Source organism: Bacillus amyloliquefaciens DSM 7 = ATCC 23350, from assembly GCF_000196735.1.
Lineage (GTDB): Bacteria > Bacillota > Bacilli > Bacillales > Bacillaceae > Bacillus > Bacillus amyloliquefaciens.
The window spans coordinates 343,882-369,824 of record NC_014551.1 but is presented as its reverse complement, the minus strand read 5'-3'; the positions used below and the strand labels follow the sequence as shown (position 1 = coordinate 369,824).

The 25,943-nt window shown below is 50.2% G+C and carries 13 protein-coding genes and 2 pseudogenes; 7 read left to right on the top strand and 8 right to left on the bottom strand.

Features of this window, described 5'->3' with window-relative positions; all coding sequences use genetic code 11:
* Positions 1-135: 135 nt before the first annotated feature.
* On the top strand, positions 136-1,614 hold the full coding sequence (locus BAMF_RS22080; RefSeq protein WP_013350987.1) for a peptide MFS transporter: 1,479 nt from the start codon (positions 136-138) through the stop codon (positions 1,612-1,614).
* Positions 1,615-1,650: 36 nt separating this feature from the next.
* On the opposite strand, the pseudogene BAMF_RS22075 reads toward BAMF_RS22080, so the two are convergent.
* The 4 genes and pseudogenes from BAMF_RS22075 to BAMF_RS22060 form a co-directional block, all read right to left on the bottom strand.
* Positions 1,651-2,049, bottom strand: a pseudogene (locus tag BAMF_RS22075) (pyridoxamine 5'-phosphate oxidase family protein); the annotation flags it as partial.
* A pseudogene (locus BAMF_RS41125) lies at positions 2,019-2,174 on the bottom strand (non-oxidative hydroxyarylic acid decarboxylases subunit D); the annotation flags it as partial. The pseudogenes BAMF_RS41125 and BAMF_RS22075, both read right to left, overlap by 31 nt.
* Before the next feature lie 17 nt (positions 2,175-2,191).
* Positions 2,192-3,613, bottom strand: a complete 1,422-nt coding sequence (gene bsdC / locus BAMF_RS22065) for a phenolic acid decarboxylase BsdC (RefSeq protein ID WP_013350984.1) — start codon at positions 3,611-3,613, stop codon at positions 2,192-2,194.
* A 2-nt stretch (positions 3,614-3,615) separates the two neighbouring features.
* Positions 3,616-4,236: a non-oxidative hydroxyarylic acid decarboxylases subunit B gene (locus BAMF_RS22060; RefSeq protein ID WP_013350983.1), complete on the bottom strand. Its 621-nt coding sequence runs from the start codon at positions 4,234-4,236 to the stop codon at positions 3,616-3,618.
* 85 nt (positions 4,237-4,321) lie between these two features.
* Here BAMF_RS22060 and BAMF_RS22055 point away from each other — a divergent pair, with 85 nt between their 5' ends.
* The 6 genes from BAMF_RS22055 (at position 4,322) to BAMF_RS22030 (ending at position 9,073) form a co-directional block, all read left to right on the top strand.
* Complete coding sequence (locus tag BAMF_RS22055) at positions 4,322-5,194, top strand: LysR family transcriptional regulator (RefSeq protein ID WP_013350982.1); 873 nt, start codon at positions 4,322-4,324, stop codon at positions 5,192-5,194.
* 132 nt (positions 5,195-5,326) lie between these two features.
* On the top strand, positions 5,327-6,124 hold the full coding sequence (tcyA, locus tag BAMF_RS22050) for a cystine ABC transporter substrate-binding lipoprotein TcyA (protein ID WP_014469734.1): 798 nt from the start codon (positions 5,327-5,329) through the stop codon (positions 6,122-6,124).
* The gene (locus BAMF_RS22045) at positions 6,111-6,815 is read left to right on the top strand and encodes an amino acid ABC transporter permease (protein ID WP_013350980.1); all 705 of its coding nucleotides are present in this window, start codon (positions 6,111-6,113) and stop codon (positions 6,813-6,815) included. The genes tcyA and BAMF_RS22045 overlap by 14 nt, the downstream gene beginning before the upstream one ends.
* A gap of 12 nt (positions 6,816-6,827) precedes the next feature.
* On the top strand, positions 6,828-7,571 hold the full coding sequence (gene tcyC, locus BAMF_RS22040) for a cystine ABC transporter ATP-binding protein TcyC (RefSeq protein WP_013350979.1): 744 nt from the start codon (positions 6,828-6,830) through the stop codon (positions 7,569-7,571).
* A 98-nt stretch (positions 7,572-7,669) separates the two neighbouring features.
* Complete coding sequence (locus tag BAMF_RS22035; RefSeq protein WP_014469732.1) at positions 7,670-8,299, top strand: YczE/YyaS/YitT family protein; 630 nt, start codon at positions 7,670-7,672, stop codon at positions 8,297-8,299.
* A 99-nt stretch (positions 8,300-8,398) separates the two neighbouring features.
* On the top strand, positions 8,399-9,073 hold the full coding sequence (locus tag BAMF_RS22030; protein ID WP_013350977.1) for a 4'-phosphopantetheinyl transferase family protein: 675 nt from the start codon (positions 8,399-8,401) through the stop codon (positions 9,071-9,073).
* A 35-nt stretch (positions 9,074-9,108) separates the two neighbouring features.
* Here the strand turns inward: BAMF_RS22030 and BAMF_RS22025 are convergent, their stop codons facing one another.
* The 4 genes from BAMF_RS22025 to srfAB form a co-directional block, all read right to left on the bottom strand.
* Complete coding sequence (locus tag BAMF_RS22025) at positions 9,109-10,419, bottom strand: aminotransferase class I/II-fold pyridoxal phosphate-dependent enzyme (protein WP_013350976.1); 1,311 nt, start codon at positions 10,417-10,419, stop codon at positions 9,109-9,111.
* A gap of 121 nt (positions 10,420-10,540) precedes the next feature.
* Positions 10,541-11,272 carry a surfactin biosynthesis thioesterase SrfAD gene (gene srfAD, locus BAMF_RS22020; protein WP_013350975.1) on the bottom strand — a complete coding sequence of 244 codons (732 nt, stop codon included), beginning with the start codon at positions 11,270-11,272 and terminating at the stop codon, positions 10,541-10,543.
* Positions 11,273-11,290: 18 nt separating this feature from the next.
* A complete protein-coding gene (locus BAMF_RS22015) occupies positions 11,291-15,130 on the bottom strand; it encodes a non-ribosomal peptide synthetase (RefSeq protein WP_013350974.1) in 3,840 nt (1,279 codons plus the stop codon).
* 34 nt (positions 15,131-15,164) lie between these two features.
* Positions 15,165-25,925, bottom strand: a complete 10,761-nt coding sequence (srfAB, locus tag BAMF_RS41715; protein WP_013350973.1) for a surfactin non-ribosomal peptide synthetase SrfAB — start codon at positions 25,923-25,925, stop codon at positions 15,165-15,167.
* Positions 25,926-25,943: the final 18 nt, after the last annotated feature.

The following is a 25,943-nucleotide window of genomic DNA, read 5'->3' as shown; positions in this document are numbered from 1 at the left end:
AAATACGTCTATATTCTTCGTTATAATATCTTTTCATTCTGGAATTTTTTGAATTCAGTATAAATTATATTGACACAAGTATTATATAAGAATATGATTTTTGTAATACACTTTTTTAAGAAAGGGTTGGCTCAGGTGGCATCTATTGAAAAGGAAGCTATAACAGAAACTGTGCCGCAACGAGGCTTTTTCGGTCATCCCCGCGGCTTGTTCACACTGTTTTTCACCGAATTTTGGGAGCGTTTCTCCTACTATGGTATGAGAGCTATATTGCTTTACTATTTATACACGGAAGTCGCTCATGGCGGTCTCGGCTTTGATAAAAGCACCGCAGTTGCCATCATGTCCATATACGGATCTCTCGTATACATGTCGAGCGTCATCGGCGGTTGGCTGGCCGACCGGGTATTCGGTACGGCAAACACCGTATTCTACGGCGGAATTTTAATTATGTTCGGCCACATCGCTCTTGCCTTTCCTGGCAGCACGGCGGCGTTTTTTCTCAGCATGGCTCTGATCATTATCGGAACCGGCCTGCTTAAACCGAACGTATCCAGCGTTGTCGGAGATCTATATACGAAGGAAGACGAGCGCCGCGACTCTGGTTTCAGTATCTTTTACATGGGGATCAACCTCGGCGGATTAGTTGCGCCGCTAATTGTCGGAACACTCGGACAGAAGTACAACTACCACTTAGGCTTCGGATGCGCCGCGGCCGGTATGTTCCTCGGACTGATTGTTTTCGCCCTTACGAGAAAGAAATACCTCGGCAAAGCAGGCTCCAATGTACCGAATCCGATTTCTAAATCATCAGTGATCGGAACGGGAATCGGAGTGGTCATCGCAGCCGCCGTTATTTTCGTTCTCATCCAAACCGGCTGGCTGACAATCCAGCGTGTAATTGACGTCGTCAGTGTCCTTGGCATTGTCATTCCGGTTATCTACTTTATCGTGATGTTCACAAGCAAAAAAGCGACAAGAACGGAAAAATCACGGCTTGCTGCTTATATTCCGCTGTTTATTGCGGCGGCCATGTTCTGGGCTATTCAGGAACAGGGGGCGACGATTCTTGCTTTATATGCGGATCAGCGCACGAGGCTTTCTTTTGCGGGAATGCATCTTGAGTCTTCATGGTTCCAGTCTCTGAACCCATTATTCATCGTCATTTTCGCGCCGGTGTTCGCTTGGTTCTGGATGAAGCTCGGCAAACGCCAGCCTTCAACACCGATTAAATTCGCGATCGGCATTATCCTTGCCGGATTGTCATTTTTAGTCATGGTGCTTCCGGTTATGGGCGGAAGCGGCGAGCTTGTGAGCCCGCTTTGGCTTGTGCTCAGCTTCCTTTTGGTTGTGCTTGGTGAGCTTTGCCTTTCACCGGTCGGTTTATCTGTCACAACGAAGCTTGCGCCTGCCGCTTTCTCAGCGCAGACAATGAGCATGTGGTTCTTAACAAACGCCTGCGGCCAAGCCCTGAACGCAAAAGTAGTCGGTTTGTTTGATAAGATTTCTGAAGCGGCCTACTTCGGCTCAATCGGGCTTATTTCCATCATTCTCGGTATTATTTTGGTTCTTCTTTCTCCCGTTATTAAACGGGCGATGAAAGGCGTACAATAATAGAAAAGCCTGCGGAAGCGTCCGCAGGCTTTTCTATTATTGTTTTAACTCCTCAAGCGTTTCGCTCCATCTCTTCAGGACACTTTCCGGCTCGTGAAGCTGAATGGCCGGTCCTGACGTCAGATCAGCGTATTTCGCCCGATCTTCCTTCACGGAAATCACGCGGCAGCTGAACCGTTCCCGCTCGTATTTCGCCTCTTTCAGCGGCGGGAGCGCCTCACATTCCAATGTGACGTAATAGGCGGCTCCTCCGTGCCAGGCGATGAAAAGTGCTTGTCCCGAATGCAGCAGGCTTTTTACAGTCGTCGTGTTTTTCCATAAGGCGATCCGGAGATTTGTGCTGCTCACGGCCAGAATCTCACCGGCGCTGATCATGGCCGCGTGCGGACGGCCTTGTTTTGTCACGGATTGCAGTACAAATGCATCGTGATGCTTTCCGGTTCACAGGATCTCCATGTGAAAAAGCAGGTCTGGCATTGGTATATTTCCCAAGCGCCTTTGACCGGCGATTGGCTGACGGTTTCTCCTTTTTTCGATTCACAGCGCGGGCATGTTTTCATTGCAAACTCATCCTTTCTTATTGATTCATTAAGTCCATCAGTTTTTGTTCCCACTCTTTTGTTGTCAGCGGAGAATCAAGCGGCTGCGAATAATGGCCTCTTGTTTCCGGCGCGGCAGGTGTTGTGGCGTCAAGAATCATTTTGTGTGTCATCCCTGCCGGATCAGACCCCGGGTCAAGCGGAAGAACGGACAGGTCAGGAATAATGACTGCGTCGTGTTTCGGATGCATTTTCGTTGAGAGCGCCCACATGACTTGCGGCAGATTAAACGGATCGACATCCTCATCCACGACAATGACCATTTTGCAGTAGCCGAGTCCGTGCGGCGTTGTCAGGGCGCGCATGCCGACCGCCTTAGCAAAGCCGCCGTATCGTGTTTTCGTTGAAATGATGGCGATCAGACCGTGCGTATACATGGCATTAACGGCGACGATTTCGTTCGGATATGCTTCCTTCAGCTGCTGGTAAAGAGGCACGCACGTATTAATGCCGATCATATAATCGCACTCCGTCCACGGCATGCCTAAGTACAAATGTTCAAAAATCGGATTGTTTCTATGATATACACGTTTGATTTTGATCACCGGCATGCTGCGGCCGCCTGAATAATGACCCGTGAACTCACCGAAAGGGCCTTCGTATTCCCGTTCTCCCGCGAGAATCTCTCCTTCTAGAACGACTTCGGCGCCCCACGGGATGTCTAAGTCGGACAGATTGGATTTGACGATTCTGTAAGGCTCCCCTTGAATCGCGCCGGCCATTTCATACTCGGATTGATCGTATAACAAAGGAGTTGACGCGGCCGTCGTAATCACCGGCTCACAGCCCAGCGCGATCGTAACGGGAAGATTCACACCCCGTTCTTCAGCCTGGCGAAGATGAATCGCAATATCATGCTGAGGCACGGGCTGGATGCCGAGGCGGTCTTTTCCCTTCACCTGCATTCTGTAAATGCCGACATTCTGCTTGCCGAAATTGTCCGGGTCTTCAAGATCGCGGGAAATGACGCACGCTTTATCCAAATAATAGCCGCCGTCTCCCTGGTTGATTCTGAATAACGGAAGGATGTCAAAAAGATTGATGTCTTCCGTTATTTCATTTTCATGAAACGGCGCAGTTTCTTCCCGTTTGACCGATACCGGAAATGAATCGTACCGTTTGGCGAACTCAAAGAATTGTTCTTTTACAGGCGTATCTTTCGGCATGCCCAGCATCATCGCGTGATTCGGCCAGGAGCCGATGACATTCAAGGCGACCTGCGCATGATGTTGTCCGTAAATATTGTTAAACAAAAGTGCGGGGCTTTTATCCCCGAGGTTGCTGGCTGCACGCGCGGCGGCGCCCAGATCCGGCTCCGGTTTTACCTCTTCGTTGACTGTTAACAGCTGCCCTTCTTTTTCAAGAGCGGCGAGAAATTCCCTAAAATCCTGATAGGCCATTATCAGATTCCTCCTTTTTGTTTTTCAATTCCGTACCACCGTTTCGCTTCCGGCAGACGGATGCCGAACTGGTCGAGCGTCCGGAACACAATGTGGTCGATCAATTCGTCCATGTCAGCCGGTTTGTTGTAAAAAGCCGGCATCGGCGGAAGAATGACGGAACCCATTTTTGTAAGCGCTAGCATATTCTCTAAATGGATTTGGCTGAGCGGCGTTTCTCTGGTCAGAAGCACAAGTTTTTTCCGCTCTTTCAGGATGACGTCAGCCGCTCTTGTCAGCAGATTGTCAGCCATTCCGGTGCGGATGCTTGCAAGTGATTTCATGCTGCACGGAGCGATGATCATCCCATCCGTTTCAAACGAGCCGCTTGAAATCGCCGCTGCCTGGTCTTTGTGAGAATACGTATAGGACGCCAGTTTCTCTACATCTTTTAACGTATAATCGGTTTCATGTGTGATGGTGACATTTGCCCAAGGAGAAACGACAAGATGGGTTTCGATCTCCGCGGCCTTTAAATATTCTAAAAGCCTGATCCCGAATATGGCTCCCGTAGCCCCGGTCATTCCGATGACGAGTTTCATATTGAACCCTCCTTTACGCTTGAAATATGGTGTCAAAACCATCATACTCCTGATATATCCATATGAAAAATATTCGTTAAATCTATATATCATACCCTAAAGGTATAAAAGAAAGGAGCGCATTCTCATGGATATCCGGCAATTGCGTTATTTCGTCACCATTGCCCAAGAGCAGAAAATTACGACGGCCGCCAAAAAGCTTCATATGGCTCAGCCGCCGTTAAGCAGACAGCTGAAACAGCTCGAAGAAGAATTGGGCGTCATTCTGTTTGACCGCAATAAAAAGAAACAAATGACCCTTACATATGAAGGAAACGTATTTTTGAAAAGAGCGAAAGAGATTCTTCATAAGTTTGAGGACGCCATTATCGAGGTACAAGAGCTGAAGGAAGAAGCAGCCGGCCCCCTTGCCGTGGGGTCAACCATTTACTGCGCCGCACTTATGCTTGAGAAAGTGTCGCAGATGAAAGAGCAGTATCCTCATCTCACCTTTAACATTTGGGAAGACGAACCCGTCTCACTGCTGGAGCTCCTGGAATCCCGACAGATTGACGCCGCCGTCACCACCACCTTGATTAAAAGCGACAGCATTGAATCGAAGGAGCTTGAAGACATTCCGTGTGTATTGGTGCTGTCTGAGCATACAAAACGCCTGTGCGGAGAAACGATTAAGCTGAAGGACATCGCTTCTTTGCCTCTGATCCTTTTGCGCACCGTCAATGGAAGGGGTGTGTATGACCAAGTCCTCCATGTTTGTGAACAGTACGGTCTCGACCTCCAGGTTGTCTGTGAATGCCATGACTCCGCGACGCTTTTGAGCCTCGTCTCATCTGGGTTCGGAGCCACGATTCTGCCTTTGACGATGATTCCCGTCCATATGCGATCGCATGTCAAAACGGTCGCCATCGAGGACAATCCGTTTGTCATGACACCGGCCGTCATCTGGAGAAAAGACAGCTACCTGCCGAAGCCGGTCAGACAGTTTTTGCAATTATTTTGACCCCCCGGAAACACGGAGATTTCACGCTCATGAAAACCAATTACTTGACTCATACTAAAAAAAAGTTATCCTTTACAATTGGGAGCTATTTTTTCTCAATAAAACTAATCAGAAAAGTGGGGAATAAAGAAAATTAAAAAAGCATTATTGGCTTTATTCATGATGGTCAGCATCGCGGTGCTTGCAGCCTGCGGAAACTCACAGGACAGCGGATCTAAGTCAAAAGACGGCGATCTTTGGGCTTCTGTCAAGAAAAAAGGCGTACTGACCGTCGGTACAGAAGGAACGTATGAACCATTTACCTTCCATGATAAAAAGACTGACAAACTGACCGGTTATGATGTTGAGGTTATTCAAGAAGTCGCGAAACGCCTCGGTCTGAAAGCTGACTTCAAAGAAACGCAATGGGACAGCATGTTTGCCGGATTAAATGCTAAACGGTTTGACGTCGTCGCTAACCAAGTCGGCAAAACAGGCCGTGAGAACCAATATGATTTTTCTGATAAATACACAACGTCAAATGCCGTCGTCGTGACGAAAAAAGACAGCACGATTGCGAAAGAAGCTGATGTCAAAGGAAAGACAGCGGCTCAATCATTAACAAGCAATTACAATAAATTAGCTAAAGAAGCCGGCGCGAAAATTGAAGGCGTTGAAGGCATGGCTCAATCCCTTCAGCTCATTCAGCAGGGCCGGGCTGATCTGACTTACAACGATAAGCTTGCCGTACTGAACTACTTAAAAACGTCCGGTAATAAGAACGTGAAAATCGCGTTTGAAGCAGGCCAGCCGCAACAAACTTATTTCGCATTCCGAAAAGGAAGCGGCGAACTTGTGACTCACGTCAACAAAGCGTTAAAAGAAATGAAAGAGGACGGGACTCTTTCTAAAATAGCTAAAAAATGGTTCGGCGAAGATGTTTCTAAGTAACATGCCTGAGCCCGTGATTGCGGCAGCCATTCCATGGGATCTGGTGCAGCAGTCATTCTGGCCGATTCTTTCCGGGGGAATCTATTACTCGATTCCCCTTACCATTCTTTCCTTTATTTTCGGAATGATCATCGCGCTGATTACGGCGCTCGCCAGAATGTCAAATATGAAACCATTGAGATGGGTGTTCAGCGTATATGTATCAGCGGTGCGCGGCACTCCTCTTCTCGTTCAATTGTTCATCATTTTTTATCTGTTCCCGACCTTTAATATTACACTGGACCCTTTCCCAAGCGCTGTCATCGCATTTTCACTAAACGTAGGCGCCTATGCTTCTGAAATCATTCGGGCATCTATTTCATCCGTGCCGAAAGGGCAATGGGAAGCCGGTTATACGATCGGCATGACCTATCGCAAGACATTGTTCCGCGTGATCCTGCCGCAGGCGTTTCGCGTGTCCATTCCGCCATTATCAAATACATTTATCAGCCTGATCAAGGATACATCTCTCGCGTCACAGATTCTCGTCGCGGAGCTGTTCAGGAAAGCCCAGGAAATCGGCGCGCAAAACCTTGATCAGATCTTGGTCATCTATATTGAAGCCGCCTTTATTTATTGGATCATCTGCTTCTTGCTGTCAATCGTACAGCTTGTGATCGAACGGCGTCTCGACCGTTATGTGGCCAAATAAGGAGGTTTCGATATGCTTTCTGTTAAAGGATTAAATAAATCATTCGGCCAGAATGAAATTTTAAAAAAGATAGATATGGAGATAGAAAAAGGGAAAGTCATCGCCATTCTGGGACCGTCCGGTTCAGGAAAAACGACGCTTCTGCGCTGTCTGAACGCGCTTGAGATTCCCAATCACGGCGAGCTGGCATTCTCCGATTTTTCAATAGATTTCTCCAAAAAAGTGAAGCAGGCTGATATCCTTCGCCTCCGCCGCAAATCAGGCATGGTCTTTCAGGCGTATCATCTGTTTCCTCACCGCACGGCACTTGAGAACGTCATGGAAGGACCCATTCAAGTGCAAAAGCGCGACAAAGAGCAAGTCAGAAAAGAAGCGATTGAGCTTCTTGAAAAAGTCGGACTGAAAGACAAAATGAATTTATATCCGTTCCAGCTTTCCGGCGGTCAGCAGCAGCGTGTCGGCATCGCCCGCGCGCTTGCGATTCAGCCTGAGCTGATGCTGTTTGACGAACCGACGTCAGCGCTTGACCCGGAGCTGGTCGGCGAGGTGCTCAAAGTTATTAAGGATTTGGCGAATGAAGGCTGGACGATGGTTGTCGTCACGCATGAAATCAAATTCGCGCAGGAAGTGGCCGATGAAGTCATCTTCATTGACGGCGGCGTCATTGTGGAACAAGGACCGCCGGCCCAAATTTTTTCCGCGCCGAAAGAAGAACGCACGCAGCGGTTTTTGAATCGTATACTGAATCCTTTGTAGGAGCCGAAGAAGAAGCGAAACACTGATTTCGCTCTTCTTTTTTTTGGCAGTTATGCTACAATGACAATTAATGAGATTTTATGAAAGAAGGGACCTCTTTGAAGCGGGAATTCGTGATGCGCTGGACGTTTTATTTTGCCGGTCTGTTGATTTTGTCTTTCGGGGTATCTTTAACCATTAAAGGAAAAGCTCTCGGCATCAGCCCTTGGGATGCCTTTCATTATGGGCTTTTTCAGCATTTCGGTCTTTCCGTCGGGCAATGGTCCATCGTGGTCGGCGCGGTGATCGTCGCTTTAACCTGCCTGTTCACGAGAACGCTCCCGAAAATCGGCGCCATCTTGAATATGCTGATGATGGGAATGTTTATTGATTTTTTTTCATTTCTGCTTCCTGAAGCGCACGCTTTTTCCTTAGCGGCCGTGTTTTTTTCTTTCGGATTGCTGCTGATCGGCTGCGGCGTCGGTATTTACGTATCGGCCGGGCTCGGCGCGGGCCCCCGGGACTCTCTGATGCTGCTGATTTCTGAAAAAACGGGCTGGAACGTGCAATGGGTGCGGAACGGCATTGAACTGACGATTCTTGCCGCAGCCTGGACGATGGGCGGACCGATCGGAGCCGGAACCATTATTACGGCTGTTTTGACCGGGCTGATTCTGCGTTTTTCTTTGCCACAATCCTCTAAACTGTTAACATATGCGATCTACGGGCGGGCAGCGTCCGTTCATTAAGAACAAAGCCGAATCGGTTTTGTTTTTTTTATTGCCGGACAGCTTGCGTCTGATATGATAGGATGGTTTTGACAATATTTGCAGACGGAGGATCTGGACATGAAGATTTACGGAGTATATATGGACCGCCCGCTTTCTCCAAAGGAAGAGGATCGGATGATGGCGGCTGTGTCCGCTGAAAAGCGGGAAAAATGCCGGCGCTTTTATCATAAAGAGGATGCTCACCGCACCTTGCTGGGCGACATGCTCATCCGCACCATTGCGGGGAGGGCTTACGGACTTAATCCGGCTGCGATTGTATTCAGCGTCCAGGAGTACGGAAAGCCGTATATCCCCGCGCTTCCGGACTTGCACTTTAATATTTCCCATTCCGGGCGCTGGATCGTCTGTGCCGTTGATTCAAAACCGATCGGTATCGATATTGAAAAAATGAAGCCCGGCACGATTGATATAGCGAAACGTTTTTTCTCGCCTTCAGAGTACAGTGATCTGCAAGCGAAAGATCCCGATCGGCAGACCGATTATTTTTATCACCTGTGGTCAATGAAAGAAAGCTTTATCAAACAGGCCGGAAAAGGGCTTTCCCTGCCGCTTGATTCATTCAGCGTCCGCCTTGAAGAGGACGGCCGCGTGTCCATTGAACTCCCGGACGGACATGAACCTTGTTTCATCCGCACATATGATGCGGACGAAGAATATAAGCTGGCGGTTTGTGCGGCTCATCCCGATTTTTGTGACGGGATTGAGATGAAAACGTATGAAGAGCTGCTGTAAGCATAGAAAAAGGAGGGTGTCCCCCTCCTTTTTTGTCAGCCGGATAGTTCCGCCTGTTTCTGAAGCTGCTTTGCTTCTTGATAAATTTCTTCAAACAAATCCGCGATGTGTTCTTCTTCAACGCATGAAAACGCGATTCGCAAATCCGTTTCATTAATGGATATCGTCCCGATTCCTCTCTTTTCAAGCAATGACACTCTCAATTCGCCGGCGTTTATGTCTTTCAGCCGGACACACATGAAATAGCCTGAGTTAAACGGATAAGGCGTCCATACGTCTTCATAGTGCTTGTTTTCTGCAAGAACGGCTTTCACTTTGTCAGCCCGTTTTTTCATGATGTTGTATTTCAGTGATTTTTCTTTCTCATATTCCGGTGACTGCATCGCCCGCAGCATGAATGTTTGGGACGGATGCGGAGCGCTTGAAATCGTTCCTCTGATAATTCCTTTTGTTTTTTCCTCGAGCACGCGCAGCGCTTTTTCGCTTTTTGTGCTGTACGTAATAAAACCGACGCGGAAGCCCCACGCGTAATTTTCCTTTGTGGCTCCGTCTATTTTCACGCAAAGCACCCTGTCATGCACTTGGGCGAGTTTGCTGAAGATGGATTCCTGAATGGCCGTTTCATCGTAAAACAAATTGTAATACGCATCGTCTACGAGTACGACAATCTCTTTGCCGGCCTCCGCTGCCTCCAGAATCACGCTGACGATTTCTAACGCTTCCTCTTCCCCCGGCGTATAGCCTGTCGGATTATTCGGGAAATTCAGCACGACAATCGCCTTCTCTTCCTGCTTTTTCAGCAGCTCGGACAGACCAGCCGCATTAAAACGCCCATCCTGCTGAAAAAGCGGGTACGTCTCAATAGATGCCTTGCGCCGGACACCGAAAATGAAGTTGTAATTTCCCCAATATTTATCAGGCAGAAGCAGCGTATCCCCTTCATTGACGAACAAGTCGGTGGCAATGCTCAGCCCGTGTGTCAAAGCGTTTGTCACGATCGGCGTGCTGATGTCTTTGCCGGCTAATGAAGGATTTTCGAGACGCATTTTTTTCAGCCATTCCTGTCTGAGCGGCTCTTTTCCCTGCGGCGGAGCATAATCGTAGATATCATCGGGGTTATAGGCGGACAATGTCTCTTGTATATGGGAAAAGTGCATGGACTCTCCTTGTGAGGTGGCGATTCCGATTGTGGCATTATACTTTCCGGCCTTGGCTTTCGCTTCCGCCGATTGCGTCAGCACCCCTTTCGGATAAAACAAATCTTTGCCCAAATCAGAAAGCATATGAAGCACGTGCGGGTTTTCATCAGATAATGTTCTGTTCAGCTCTTTAGCTGCATCATTCATGTACGACAATCCCTTCAAAGTGATATTCCATTAAATCATAACATAAAATTTTTGATAAATGAGAAAACTCCAAGGCCGATTTTGTTACAAAAAACAGACAGCGGATGCTGTCTGTCACATTTTATAACAATTGGCCTGCAGTGCTCCTGTTAATAATCTCATAAATTCGTTCCGCCACTTTTTCAGTTTCACTTAAAATGAACATGTGGCCGTCCGAAAACTCATGGAATATGGGATTTGCGGCCCATTTTTTCCATCCGTCCGCATCTCTGATACATTTATGATCCTTCCGCCCATTAAAAATATGGACGGGTGATTGAATGATGTGAGAATCAGACGGGCGGAAGCTTTCAAGCGCGCGGTAGTCGGATCTGAAAGAAGGCAGGAAAAATGACATGACCTCCTTATTTTCCACTAACTCCTGCGGCATTCCGCCAAGCTCGATAATATGGGCGAGAAATTTTTCATCATCAAGATGAGAAACTTTTTTCCTTTCCGCATGCGGCGGCTGGATGGCTGAGATGATCACGGCCTGCGGGTAAATGCCTTCCCGCTCCAGCTTTTGCGCCAGCCTGAAAGCGACCATGCCCCCCATACTGTGGCCGAACAGCACAAACGGGCGGTCAGGACTGAGATTCAACTCCTGCTTGTACAAGCTGACGAGCTGCTCAAAATCTTCAACGGCGGACATTTGATTTGTTCCGTGTCCCGGCGGTTCCGCGGCAAGCATCTCACACTCACCCTGAAGATAGGTGTGGAGCGGGCGGAATGATGCGGAATAGCCTCCTGCGAACGGAAAACAGATGAGCTGCGTTTTTTCTGTCGTATCGAACGATTTAAAGAGCTGGACCATTAGCGGCTTCCTCCTTTTCTATCGTGAAGTTGTCAGCTTCAGATGTTCATTCCTTAGGAATTCGAGCAAATGTGCCGCATTCCTTTCGAGACAATCTCCCTGAAGCATTTCTGCGTGAGTGCCGCAGCCTTTTTTCACACGGTATTCACCTGTCGTGGCTTCCTCCCACGAAGCGAGCCACGGCGGCATCGCAAAGTCCGGTTCTGATGTTAAAAGATCTATATCCGCGTTGACCGTGCCGGTGCTGACGGTGTGCACGAAATAAGAATAAAATGCGTTTGTTTTTTTGGCGAGCCCTTCTTTGACGGCTTCGTTATTCAGCGCTTCATTGTCCCGGTTCACCTTCATCAGCGCCTGAACATCACTTTCTACGGTGCGGCCATCCAAGTCGCTGACGCCTTGTTTTTTATAGGAATCCACCATGATCAGCCGCTCCACTTCACGGCCTTCGGCTTCAAGCCGTTTGGCGGTTTCAAAGGCGAGCGTGCAGCCTGCCGAGTATCCGAACAGCTTGATGGGCCCTTCCGGCTGAAGCTGATTGATCAGCTCAGTGTATCGGTCGATACGGTTGTCTTCCTCGATGAAATCGAACGCACAGATTCTGCAGCCGGACAGCTGTTTTGCCAGCGGCTGGTACATCAGCCCGTAACCGAGAACCGGCGGAAATGCAAACAGTGTGTCAGACTGATCTTTATTCATGATTGTGAGATCTTTCATTCCTTTTTCTTCACCGTGAAGCAGAAAATCGGCAATGCCCGCGATTGTCGGCGCTTCGAATAACAGCTTCACCGGGATGTCCGTACCGAGCTCTTTTTTAATGCGTGACGCCGCGGTCATCGCTTTTAAAGAATGGCCTCCGAGTGCGAAGAAGTCATCATGAATCCCGATTGATTCTGTTCCGAGCACCTCGGCCCAAATGCGGGCGATGCGTTCTTCCGTTTCGTTGCGCGGCGGCGTCTGGTCTTTGTCTGTCCGCTGCTTCGGCTCTGCTTTCGGCAGCAGGCGTTTGTTCACCTTGCCGTTTGGCGTGAGCGGGAGTTTCTCAAGGATCGTGAACGATTGGGGCACCATGTATGCCGGAAGCTGTCTGCTTAAAAAGACTTCAAGCCCGTTCGTGTCAATTTCAGCGCTGCATACGAGGTATGCATCAATGTAAGCGTCTCCCGATTCATTGCGGCTGACGGCTGCAACAGCTTCTTTAATACCTTGATACGCTTGGATCTGCTTTTCAATTTCTTCAAGTTCAATACGGTGTCCGCGGATTTTGACTTGATCGTCAATACGGCCGGCAAATTCAATCGTGCCGTCCGGGAGCCAGCGCGCCAAGTCGCCCGTGCGGTATAGGCGCTCACCGGGCTTGAATGGATTCGGGATGAATTTTTGCTTCGTCAAATCTTCCCGGTTGAGATAGCCGTTTGACACACCCATTCCGGTCAGCGTCAATTCACCGACCGCTCCGAATGGCTGCAGCCGCCCTGTTTCCGTGAGAATGTAAGCGCCCGTTTCATTCAGCGGCCTGCCGATCGGGACAGCCGACATGGATTCAGGAATGTCATGAATGGTATGAGCCGTTGCGAACACGGTCACTTCAGTCGGCCCGTACACGTGAATGAGTCTGCCCGGCCCCATGATGCGGAGCGCTTTTCTGACATGGGCCGCGGAAGCGCGTTCTCCGCCGAATAGGATATGCCGGAGCCCTTTCATCCACTCGCCACCCGCGTCTGTCAGCACATTAAACAGCGCGGTTGTGACAAACATGACGGTGATGCCTTCTGAAACGATCAGCTCAGTCAGCTTTTCAGTATTCAAAATGGTGTCCTTATCCGCAATGACGAGCCTTGCTCCGTTTAAAAGCGATCCGTAAAAATCGAAGGTGAAACCGTCAAAGGCATAGTTGGAAAGAGAGAGCACCGTATCCGTTTCGGATATGCTGATATAGTTTGTGTGTTTGGCGATTCTTTGAATATTGGCATGTGTGGTCACATTGCCCTTCGGTTTGCCCGTTGTTCCTGACGTGTACATGATATATGCCGGCATATCGGCGCCGCCGGATGCTTCCGGTTCATCAGAAGGGGCATCAAGCCCGTCTTCTCCGTCAATGCACATCAGGCTTCCCGCATTTGGCAGCTTCTCAGCTTCCGCATACAGCGCTTGATGCGTCACGATGCAGCCGGCTTTGCTGTCTTCAAGCATGTAGGCGATCCGGTCTTCCGGGTACTCCGGATCGATCGGCAGGTATGCCGCGCCCGCTTTTAAAATGCCGAGAATTCCTGCGGCCATCTCACAAGAACGCTTTACAAACAAAGCGGCTACTGATCCTTTTCCGATTCCTTGTTTTTGTAAACGGTGCGCGAGACGGTTTGATTCTTCATGAAGTTCCCGGTAAGTCAGCGTTGTTTCTCCGGCTGTTACTGCCGGCGCGTCAGGATTTGCTTCAGCCGCCTGACGGAACCAATCCGTCAGCTTTTTCGCCTCGGCAGACAGACGGGACGGATTAAGGTCTGTGACAAGCCGTTTCTCTTCAGCCTCATCTATGATATTCACCGTATGCAGGGGCGCTTCCGGATGCTGTACGATATAGCTGATGGCTGTCAGCAATTGCGATTTCAGCCTGCTGATAAACGCTTCGTCAAAAACACTTTCGTTGTAAGCCAGCTTGATCAGCATTTGTTCACCCGGCGACGCCATGACATTCAGATCGTAGTTTGATTTTTCAAAGACGTGGACATCTTCCATTTCAAACCCGTTCTGCCGTGCTTCTTTGCTGTCAGCGTCTTGAAGCGGATAGTTTTCAAAGACGATGATATGGTCAATCAGTTTCTGCTGGGAAGCCTGGCTTTGTATGTCATAAAGCGGGACATATTGATGCGGCTCTGACTCCAGCGACTGCTCCTGAAGATGTCTGAGCAAATCTTTGAAATTCATGCCGTCAGTGAGACGGACCCGCTTCGGCACAACATTGATAAACAGTCCGACCATATGCTCAACGCCTTTAATATCCGCGGGACGTCCGGACACGACTGTACCGAACATGACATCATCCGTGCGCTGATAGCGGCCCAGTATCAGGCTCCAGACGGCTTGAAGCGCCGTACTGAGAGTCGTATGCTGTGATTTGGCGAGCTCCGTGAACGCTTTTGTTTCCGCTTCGGGCAGGGAGAAAAGCAGTTCCTTCGGCTGATATTCGGCTTTCTGTTTGTTCCTTTGCTCGGCGAACGTCGTCTGACCCTCGAAATCTGCCAAATAGCCGCCCCAGTAGCTGAGTGATGCCTGCTTGTCCTGTTTTTCCAGCCATTTAATATACTCTTTATAAGGCTTGACCGGTTTTAAACTGTAAGGCTTGTTTTCTCTTAAAGCATTATAAACTTGAAATAAGTCTTGAACGACGACGCCGAAGCACCAGCCGTCAAGCAGAATATGGTGATAGCTCCATACCCATTCATAGCGCTTATCCGCTTTTTTGAAGACGGCGGCACGCATCGGAATGTCACGGGTCAGCTGGAATCCTTTCACCTTATCTTTCTCTTTATACTCATTGATGGCGGTCATCTGTTCGCTTTCAGAAAGATGTGTCAGATCGATTTCGTCAATATGAAAAGTTCTTTTTTTCAGGACGACCTGCACCGGGCGTTTGACTTTTTCATGGATGAACACGGTACGAAAAATATCGTACCGGTCCACAATGACGTTCATGCTTTCTTCCAGCATCCTGACGGAAAAATCACCTTTTACTTTCATTGTCATTTGTTCGATGTAAAAGCTTTGGCCGGGATTCAGGAGAGTATGAAACAGCATTCCCTCCTGCATCGGCGACAAATAATACATATCCTGAACTTGATCCTTGCTGAATTGGCTCATCTGCTCCGCTCCCCCCTTCTGTTATCTGTTTTTATCACGTTAAATTCTCCTCAAGCATGTCAAAGATGTCTCCCATTTCATCCATCTCAAGATCCTTCGCGCTGAAATCGCTCGGCGTAAATTCTTTCTCCTCTTTGGCCGTGCAATGGCGGATGATCATTAAGAGATTGTCTTTAAATCGTTCTATCTGTGTTTCAACGGTGCTTCTTTCATATTCCTCCTGATTGTATGAGCAGGAAATGACGAAGCGGCCGCCGGTGATCATACCGCTGAAGCTCAATGCGTATAACGCTTCTGACTCTTCGCTGACCTGACGTCCCATATCATATGGAGACGGCTCAAACCATTCGGTTTTCACCTCATTGTCAAACTGCCCTAAGTAGTTAAAACTGATTTCTGGCGTGAAACTTCTTTCTGTTTCATCTGGTGACAGATATCGAAGAATTCCGTAGCCGACGCCTTTATCAGGAACGCGCCTCACCGTCTCTTTTACCGTTTTAATGACAGAGGAGACGCCGTCCTCCTTGCTGACCTGCAGAATCAGAGGATATTGGGCCGTAAACCAGCCGACCGTACGTGAAATATTGACATTCGGTATGATTTCTTCCCGGCCGTGCCCTTCTAAGTTGATGCCGACTTTACCGTTTTCCGTCCATTCACCGATCGTTAAGCCGAGCGCGCTGAGCAGAATGTCGTTGATTTCCGTTCCGTACGGATGGTGAACATCCGTGAGCAGCTGTGCCGTTTCTTCCTCAGTCAGTTCACATTTCACGGCCGCCGTATGCTTGACGAGCCGTTTTTTCGTATCACGGTCTTTCGGCAGCCGCGGCAGCTGTTCCGCATCTGCCCGCGCCCAATAATCCGCCTGCTTCTTCAGCTCATCTGACTGCGCAAACGTGTGCAGCGCCTCCGCCCAATCTTTGAAGGAGTGGGTTTTCTGCGGGAAAACGATGCTGTTTTGCTGCTGTGCCTGTTTATAGCCTGAAGCAAAATCCTCAAGCAGAATTCTCCACGACACCCCGTCCACGACGAGATGGTGAATCGCGATTAAAAGGTGATCGCCTTGTTCTGTCCGGTATTGCTCTGCTTTTAGCAGCGGACCGTTCCGCAGATCAAGACTGCCCTGAAGATGATCGGCAAGCCGCTGGATCTGGCTTTTCAGCATATCCTCGTCAGTTCCAAACAGGTCAACGATTTCAAAGCTTGTCTTGCATTCACTGACAGGCAGGTATGTCTGAATGACGCCTTCCCTTTCTTCACGGTAGACCATGCGAAGTGCATCGTGATGTTCGATCAATGCTTGCAGCGTTTTTTCCACCAGTACCGGATCAAAGCCGTCTTTCGCATGAAGCATAACGGACTGGTTCCAGTGGTGTTTGTCCGTAAAGTTTTTCTCAAAGAACCAGCGCTGGATCGGCGTTAAGTCCGCTTCGCCTTCGACAGGGCCCTGGTCGGCCTGCTTGCCTTCCGTCCGCTCCACATAGGAGACGAGTTCTTCGATGGTCGGGTGCTGGAAGAGATCCTTCATCTCCAGCTTGTAGCCGTGCTGGTTCAGGCGGCTCGCCATTTGAATGCCTTTGATCGAGTCGCCGCCGAGCGTGAAGAAATTATCGCTTACGCCGATCTGTTCAAGGCCGAGCACTTCCTGCCAAATGTCAGAAAGCAGCGTCTCCATTTCCGTTTCCGGCGCTTTGTACGCGGCGCTTCCCGCTTCAATGTCCGGCGACGGCAGGGCTTTTTTGTCAATCTTTCCGTTTGCGGTGACCGGAAGCTCGTCCATCTCCACCCAGAACGCCGGCACCATGTAGTCAGGAAGGGTATCTTTCAACGCCGCTTTGAGCGCTTCGATGTCCGTCTGCTGAGGCGCGACATAGGCGCAAAGCGCGGTATTGCCCGCTTTGTCTTCCACCGCTGTCACGGCTGCGTCATGAACTCCCGCAAGCTGGGCGAGGCGGACTTCAATTTCTGAAAGCTCGATCCGGTAGCCGCGCACTTTGACCTGCTGGTCGATGCGGCCGATGTATTCGATGCCGCACTGCGTGTTCCATTTGACGAGGTCGCCGGTCCGGTACATGCGCTCGCCGGGCACAAACGGATCGGCGGTAAACCGCTTCGCCGTTTCTTCTTCACGGTTCAGGTATCCGCGCGCAAGCCCGCGGCCTGCCACGCACAATTCACCGGCAATGCCTTCCGGCTGCACCTGATCGCCGTCGCCGAGAATATAAGCTCTCGTATTGGCAATCGCCCGTCCGATTGAAAGCGAATCTTCCTCCGGATTGATCACGCCGCTTGTTGCGACGACGGTGTTTTCCGTCGGGCCGTAGTTGTTGACGATCGTGTACGGCTGTTTCACCGCCCGCTTCAGCTTGTCGCCTCCGACGAGAAGCATGCGGAGAGAGCTATTTTCCAGCTCCATAAACTGTTCGGCCAGCTGCGTCGGCAGGAAGGTGATCGTCACGCCGTGCTCTTGGAAATAGTGATTTAAGCGGGTGATATCCAGCCGGATCGCTTCGTCAATGACGTGAAGCTCCGCGCCGATGGTCCATGTCGGGAACATCTCCCAGATGGAGGCGTCAAAACCGAAGCCCGCATATTTGGCGCTCTTATCGTCCGCCGTCATGGCGAATGCGTCGTGGTGCCAGAAGCACAGATTCACGAGCGCATGGTGTTCGACCATGACACCCTTCGGCTGTCCGGTCGTTCCCGACGTGTAAATCATATACGCGAGGTGATCCGCCGTTGTTTCCGTCTGCGGGTTCGCTTCATCATTTTCATCAAGCGGCAGGCTCAGAATCGAGCGGCTGCCGTCAAGCAGAATCGTTTCTCCGGTGTAGCCATCCGGCACATCGAGCGCTTCCTGCGTGAGAAGCAGCTTGGCGCCGCTGTCCTGCAGAATGTAGCTGATACGTTCTTCCGGATAGTCCGGATCAATCGGCACAAATGCCGCTCCCGCTTTCAGGACGCCGAGTACGCCCGCGGCCATTTCCAAGGACGGTTTCGTCAAAATGCCGATCCGTTCGTCAGCCGTGGCACCGCAATCCATGAGAATGCGCGCAATGCGGTTCGCCCTTGCGTTCAGCTCGCCGTACATCCATTTCACGCCGTTGTACGCCACGGCCGGACGGTCTGTGTGGCGGGCAGCCGTTTCTTCAAAGAGACGGTAAACCGTTTTGTCCCGCGGCACGGAAAGCGTTTTTCCTTTCCATGCGTTAAGAAGGGCTTGTTGTTCAGCATCGCTGATCAGTGAAAGCTCAGGCAGCTTTCTGTCAGGGCTTTCTGCCGCTTCCTTCAGAATTCGCAGGAAGCCGGCGCTCCACTTTTCAATTGTTTCTTTCTTAAACAGATCAGTCGCATATTCAAACTGAAGACCGAGGCCTTCTTGATCCGTAAAGCCGCCAAGCGTCAGATCGAATTTCGCTGTGCCTTGGTTCGACTCATACGGGGTAATGCGCAGGTTCTCCAGTTCCAGCGTTTCTTTATCCGGATCTTCTGTCGTCACCATAACCTGGAACAACGGGTTTCGGCTCATATCTCTCGGCAGGTCAAGCTTTCCGATCAGATCCTCAAACGGATATTCCTGATGCGCCAGCGCATCGAGATTGGTTTGTTTCACCCGTTCGAGCAGTTCGGCGAAGGTCTGCTCTTTGCGCGTTTCATTGCGAAGCGCAAGCGTATTGACAAACATGCCCGGCATTTGCTGAACTTCGGCGCTCGTTCTTCCGGCGGTCACCGAGCCGATAATAATATCGCGCTGCCCCGTGATTTTGCTCAAAAAGACATGGAACGCGGCGTGAAGCACCATGTGAAGAGTCGCTCCCGATGCATCCATTAATTCACGCACCGCTTTTTCTGTTTCAACCCCCGCTCTGAAGCGGACGGATTGTCCTTTAAAGCTTTGAACCGCAGGACGAGGAAAATCGGTCGGCAGATTCAGTTCAGGAAGCTCGCCGGAAAACGCAGAGAGCCAATAACGCTCATGCTCTTTCATCCGTTCGGCCTGCTCAGGTTCATTCTGCCAGACGGCGAAATCTTTATAATGCAGGTTCGGCGCCGGCAGACTTCCGCCTTTGTAAAGATGGGCAAGCTCTTTGACCAGCATGCTTCTGGACACGCCGTCGGCAATAATATGATGCATATCCAAGAGCAGCAGGTGTTTCTTTTCATTCAATCTGACAAGAGCGGCCCGAATGAGCGGAGCCGCACTCAGATCAAACGGCTTAATGAATGCCCGAATGATAAGATCGGCTTTCTCTTCATCAGCTGCTTCAAGGACGTGCAGCTCGATGTCTGCCTGTTCTGCGATCCGCTGCATCGGCCGGCCTTTTTGATCGATAAAAGACGTCCGCAAAGATTCGTGGCGATTGATCATCTGATTGAGCGCTTCCTGAAGCCTTGAAATATTGACTTCTCCTTCCATCAAAAGAACGGACGGCATGTTGTAGCTGATTGTGTCCCGGTCAAGCTGGTTCAGGACGTACATTCGTTTTTGGGCGGATGATAACGGGTACACGTCAGCCGCTCCGGCTGGCCGGATCATCCGATATCCCTCAGATACCGCCGATTTTTCGATATATACGGCAAGCTGGCGGACAGTCGGCTGTTCGAACAGCGCTTTTAACGGAACCGTTTTGTCCAGTTCAGCCTGAATATTGGCGAGAAGCATCATGCCTTTTAAAGAGTGCCCGCCGTAATCGAAGAAATTATCGTCGATGCCGAGAGAATCCGCACCGAGTGTCTTTTGCCAAATGCGGCACAGCTTCTCTTCCAGCTCCGTTTCCGGCAAGGCTGAAGCCGCTTGCGCCGTTTGGCTTGCGCCCGGTTTCGGAAGAGCGTTTTTATCCGTTTTTCCGTTGGCTGTGAGCGGAATATGGTCAACCTGCACGAAATAGGCCGGAAGCATATGAGACGGGAGTGTTTCGGAAAGCCGTTTGCGAAGCTCGGAGCCTTTCAGGTCGCTGTCGGACTTATAGTACGCGCACAGTTCCGGCAGCCCGCCTTCGCTGACCGCGAGAACGACCGCCTCCTGAATGCCGTTTATGCTTAACAGTACGGTTTCAACCTCTTTTAATTCAATGCGGTAGCCCCGGATTTTCACCTGGTCATCCGCACGGCCGATAAATTCAATCGTCCCGTCAGAAAGCCTGCGGACGACATCTCCCGTTTTGTACATCAGGCTGCCCGGTGAAAAAGGATTGGGGAGAAACTTCTCAGCCGTCAGTTGCGGACGGTGGAGATATCCTCTGGCAAGCCCCTTTCCGGTGATATAAAGCTCACCGCTTGCGCCCGAAGGAACAAGCTGCATTGATCCGTCCAGCACAAGCGCACCGGTATTTGCGATCGGGCGGCCGATGACGGGGCGCTGCTCATATTGATCAAGCCGCTCCATATTGATCCGCCCGGCAATGGCGCCGATCGTCGTTTCCGTCGGCCCGTAGTGATTGATGAAATCCGTATGGGCGTATACGTCATGAAACTTGCGGACATCGGACGTAATGATTTTTTCACCGCCGAGCACCACTAAACGAAGCGGGCTGAAACGGCGTTCTTCCGCAAAACGGGCTGTATTGACGATCATATGGAACAATGACGGCGTCAGCTTCATATACGTAATGCCGTTTTTCTCTATATACTCACCAAGCTGATCAGGCGCGGTGTACGTCTCTTTCGGCACAATGTGCAGCTCGCCTCCCGCCTGAAGGATCGGGAACAGGGCCGTGTATCCGAGATCAAATGCGTAGGAAGACAGCAGCACGGATTTGTCAGCTTCGGTCAGACCGGCTTCACGGCTGAACCATGTGACATAATTGACCAGATTGCGATGCTCCAGCTGGACGCCTTTCGGTTTGCCCGTTGTTCCCGAGGTATAAATGATATAAGCAAGCTGACCGGCGCCGGGCTCCGTTTCGAGCCGATCAGCGCTTTCATTCCGCCATTCTCCGTCTTCCATTACGACCGTTTTTCCGTTATAAACGGCAGCCGCGGTCATATTTCTCTCATTGACAACGAGAAGCTTCGTCCCGCTGTCTTCCAGAGAGTAGCGGATTCTCTCTTCAGGCGTTTCCGGATCAATCGGGAGAAACGCAGCCCCGGCTTTCATGACGCCGAGAATCGCGGTAATTAAGTCAGCCGAACGATCCATCATAATGGCAACGATGTCCTCACTGCCCGCTCCGCAGGACTGTAGGTGGCGCGCAAACCGGTTCGACTGTTCATCGAGCTCGCGATATGTCAGACTTGTTCCGCCTGCAACCGCCGTGAGATCAGGCGTTTTTTGCGCTTGCCGTTCAAACAGCGAAACAAAAGTGCCTTCAGGCAGGTCCGCTTCCGTACGTTTTTCATCAGAAAGGAGCGCTTCCCGCTCAGAAGCAGACAGCAGACTTGCATCAGCCAGCTGAATATCCGGATTTTCGGCACAGGCTTTAATCAGATTGACAAAATGAGTGCTCCAGCGGCGGATTGTTTCATCCGCAAATAAGGCTTTCGCATAATCAAAGCTCAATCCGACCTCTTCTCCGCGTTCAGCCGCTTCTAAAGAAAGATCAAATTTAGCGACATGATGATGCATGGAATATGAAGAAATCTGCAAATCACCGAGCCGCAGAGACGGGATCTCCATGTTCTGCATATTAAATAACACGCTGAACAGAGGACTCCGGCTTGTATCCCTCGTTAACGGCAGTTTTTCAATTAATTCTTCAAGCGGATAGCTTTGATGCTCAAAAGCTTGCAGACTCGCCGTTTTCACCTCGTCCAGGAATTGCTTGAACGTTTTTTTGCCGGAAGGATGCGACCGAAGCGCAACTGTGTTGACAAACATGCCCGGCACCTCTTGGAGATCAGGATGCTGTCTTCCGGCTGCCGGAGATCCGACTATAATATCTTCCTGTCCTGAATATTTGGAGAGCAGCACTTGAAAAGCGGCTAACAAGAACATATACATCGTCGTATCCGTATCAGCCAGCAACGTCTTAATCTGCGCCGTCACCTGCTTATCAAGTCCGAAAATGACGCGTTCCCCTTCAAAACTGCGCTCGGCAGGACGCGGGAAATCAAGCGGCAGGTCCAGCACCGGCAGATCGCCTTTGAACCTATCGAGCCAGTAAGCTTCGTGCTGATCGAGATTTGCTTTTTCACGCTGCCAGACTGAAAAATCTTTATAATGGATCTTTGGCGGCGCAAGCTCCGTGCCTTGATAAAGCTTCGCCAGATCACCGATGAAAATGCCCATTGAGCTGCCGTCCGTAATAATGTGGTGCATGTCAATCAGCAGAAGATAGCGATCTTCTTCAATCCGGATCAGCTTCGAACGGACGAGCGGCGCACGATTGAGCGCAAACGGTCTGATAAAGGCTTTTGTCAGCTCTTCCGCATCTTCTTCCCGTACCTCTGCGGTTTCCAGCTCAAATGATACATTTTTATGAATGGTCTGCACGACTTCTCCATCCGCCATGTCAAACGATGTACGCAGTGTCTCATGCCGATTGATTAATGCCTGCATGGCCCCCTCAAGACGGTTTTTGTCTACCGATCCCTCCAGCAAAAGTACAGCAGGGACGTTGTAGCTCGTGCTGGCCTGCCCAAGCTGATTGAGGATATACATCCTGCGTTGTGCTGAGGAAACAGGATAATGCTTCTGATAAGGCGCTTGTCGGATCGGTTCAAACTGCTGCTCCTCCTCGCTCTCATGCTGCAAATAATGCGCAAGCTCCTGGATTGTCGGCTTTTCAAATAACACTTTGATTGGCACTTCTTTTTGAAAATGCTCCTGGATTTTAGCGGTCATCATCATGGCTTTTAAAGAATGTCCGCCAATCGTGAAGAAATTGTCAGTCACACCCGCTTTTACCCCAAGAATGCCTTCCCAAATGTCCGCGAGTTTCTGCTCCGCTTCCGTTTTCGGCGCTTCGTATTCTTTTTGAACGGCTTCAGTCTGCGGCTCAGGCAGCGCCTTTTTATCAATTTTTCCGTTCGCCGTCAGCGGAAACTGATTCATCTGGATGAAGTGCGCGGGAATCATGTATTCAGGAAGTGATTCCGAAAGCGCTTTGCGCAAGTCTTCCGGCGAAAGGGCTTGGTCTGCTGTAAAGTAAGCGCAGATTTCATTTTCGTCCGCTTTGTTTTTCCGAATCACAGCGGCAGATTCCGTCACATTCTCCGCCTGGCTGATTTTCGCCTCGATTTCGCCGAGCTCGATTCTGAAACCGCGGACTTTTACTTGATTGTCAATTCTGCCGAGAAACTCGATCGTGCCGTCCGGAAGCCACTTCGCCAAGTCGCCCGTCCGGTATATCATTTCATCCGGTCTGAATGGATCACAGACAAATTGTTTCTCCGTTAATTCAGGCAGATTCACATAGCCTCTTGCCACTCCGCTTCCGCCGACGCACAGCTCACCGGGTGCGCCGATCGGCTGAAGATTGCGGTTTTCGTCCATAATGTATGCAGTGGAATTTCCGATCGGCTTACCGATCGGGACAGAACCTTCATAGTCCTGATCAATGAGAAAACTGGTCGAAAACGTCGTATTTTCCGTCGGGCCGTAGCCGTTCCAAAGCGAGAGCTCCGGTGACGCCTTTCTTACTTTGCTGACGATATGCGGTACAAGCGCGTCCCCGCCGATGATGAGGTGCCGGAGCGTGTTAAACATACCGGCATCCTTTTGGGCAAGCTGGTTAAACAGCGGAGATGTCAGCCACATTGTCGTGATCCGCTGCTCTTTAAGAAATTGAGCGAATTGTCCGGCGTCAAGCAGCGTCTCTTTTTTAACCGGGTGCAGCGAAGCTCCGTTCAGCAATGCACCGAAAACTTCAAAGGTTCCGGCATCAAAGCTGACGGCTCCCGTTTGCGCCATCCGGTCTTCTTCATGAACCGGCACGTAATTCGAATGTTTGACGAGCCTGATGATATTTCTGTGTTCAATCATGACGCCTTTCGGTTTGCCGGTCGATCCGGATGTATACATGATATACGCCAGATCGTTTCCGCCTGAAGGGAGATTCAGGTCTGTTCCGCTTACCTTTTCATCCGTGCTTTCGTCCAGCATGATGACCGGAACTTGCAATGTGCCCGCTTGTTCTTGATAAGCCTGAACCGTCAGCACGAGCTGAATCGAGCTGTCTTCCGCCATGAAGCGGAGACGGTCCTCCGGAAATGCCGGATCAATCGGCACATATGCGCCCCCTGCTTTTAAGACGGCAAGCATTCCGATAACGGTTTCCGCAGACCGGTCATTCATAATAGCTGCGGTCCGGCCTTTTTCCAGTCCGTTCCCGACAAGATGTCTCGCCAGACGGTTGGCCGCTTCGTTTACTTCGCGGTAAGTCCACTCGTGTCCATCTTCTTTTATCGCGATGCTTGCAGGCGTCCGGTTTGCTTGTGCTTCAAACAAACGGTGAACGGCCTCCTCTTTTGGAAGCTCCGTTTTCGTATCATTGAATATTTCAACAATCTGCCGTTCTTCCTCGCCTGAAACAAGGCCGAGATCCCGCACGGGGGCATCAGGCGTTCCGACCGCCGCTTTCATCATGCGCGTCAGATGATGCGCCGTTCGTTCGATGGCATCATGAGCGAAAGCCGCCCCGTTGTATTTGATTTTGACAGTCCACGTTTTTCCCGGATAAACGATGAGATTGAAATCAAAGCTCGTCTGCTCAAAAGCATGTTCCACTTTTATGGAAAATCCGAGTCTTTCCTCCATGCCCCCGTTTTCGAGCTCTTTGTCCAGCGGATAATTTTCAAACGCGACCAAATGATTCAAGAGGCTGCCGTCCAGAGCGGAGCGCTTTTGAATGTCATAGAGCGGCACATAATCATAGCGCTCAGCTTCCACTGCGTTTTTCTGAACTGCCGTCATCACGTCAGAAAAGGATGCTTCTTTGTCAATCTTGATTCTGACGGGAATCGTATTGATGAACAGCCCGGCCATTGTTTCAATGCCGTTGATTTCTGAAGGACGGCCTGATACGACAGTTCCGAACACTACATCGTCTGTATAGTTGTATTTGCTGAGCACCGCGCCCCAAACGGCCTGAAACAAGTTAGGCCCCGTGACTTGATGCCGGTTGGCGGTCTGCTGAATTTGCGCGACCAGCTCTTCATCCCAGACAAAAGAATATTCTTCATTTTGGTAGCCTTTCTTTTCTGATGCCAGACGGCCCGGGAGCAGACTCGGCTGTTCGAAATCCGCCAAGCGGCTGCTCCAATATTGTTCCGCCTCATCATAATCCCGTCCTCCGAGCCATTTGATATAGTCAGAGTAAGGCTTGCCCTGGCTTCCCCCGGCGGGCCGGCCGGCACGAAGCGCTTCATAGTTTTGAAACAGGCTTTTCATCAAAACGCCCATACTCCAGCCGTCCATGACGATATGATGATTGCTCCAGACGAGATACAGCTCCTTCTCACTGAGTCTGAATACCGCCGCTTTAAAGAGAATATCCTTCGCCAGATGAAAACCCTGCTGCTGCACATCGCGTTTATAGCGCTCTATATATTCGGTTTGCCGTTCTTCATCTAATTGACTGATATCTTCATAGTGCACCTTTGTCTTCCGCTCCGCCAATACGACTTGGCGCGGTTTTTGAAGCTGCTGGTGCACGAATACCGTACGCAGGATGTCATATGTCCGGATCAGCTCATTGACGCTTTTTTCAAAAAGCTCAAGCTGAAAGCATCCATGAATCCTAAGCTCTAATTGTGTGAAGTAGGAGGTAGAATGCGGATCAAGCAGCGCATGATACAGCATTCCCTCCTGCATCGGTGTGAGTGCATACACCTTTTGAATCGATTTTTTGCTCATAAGTCACCTCTGCCTTTT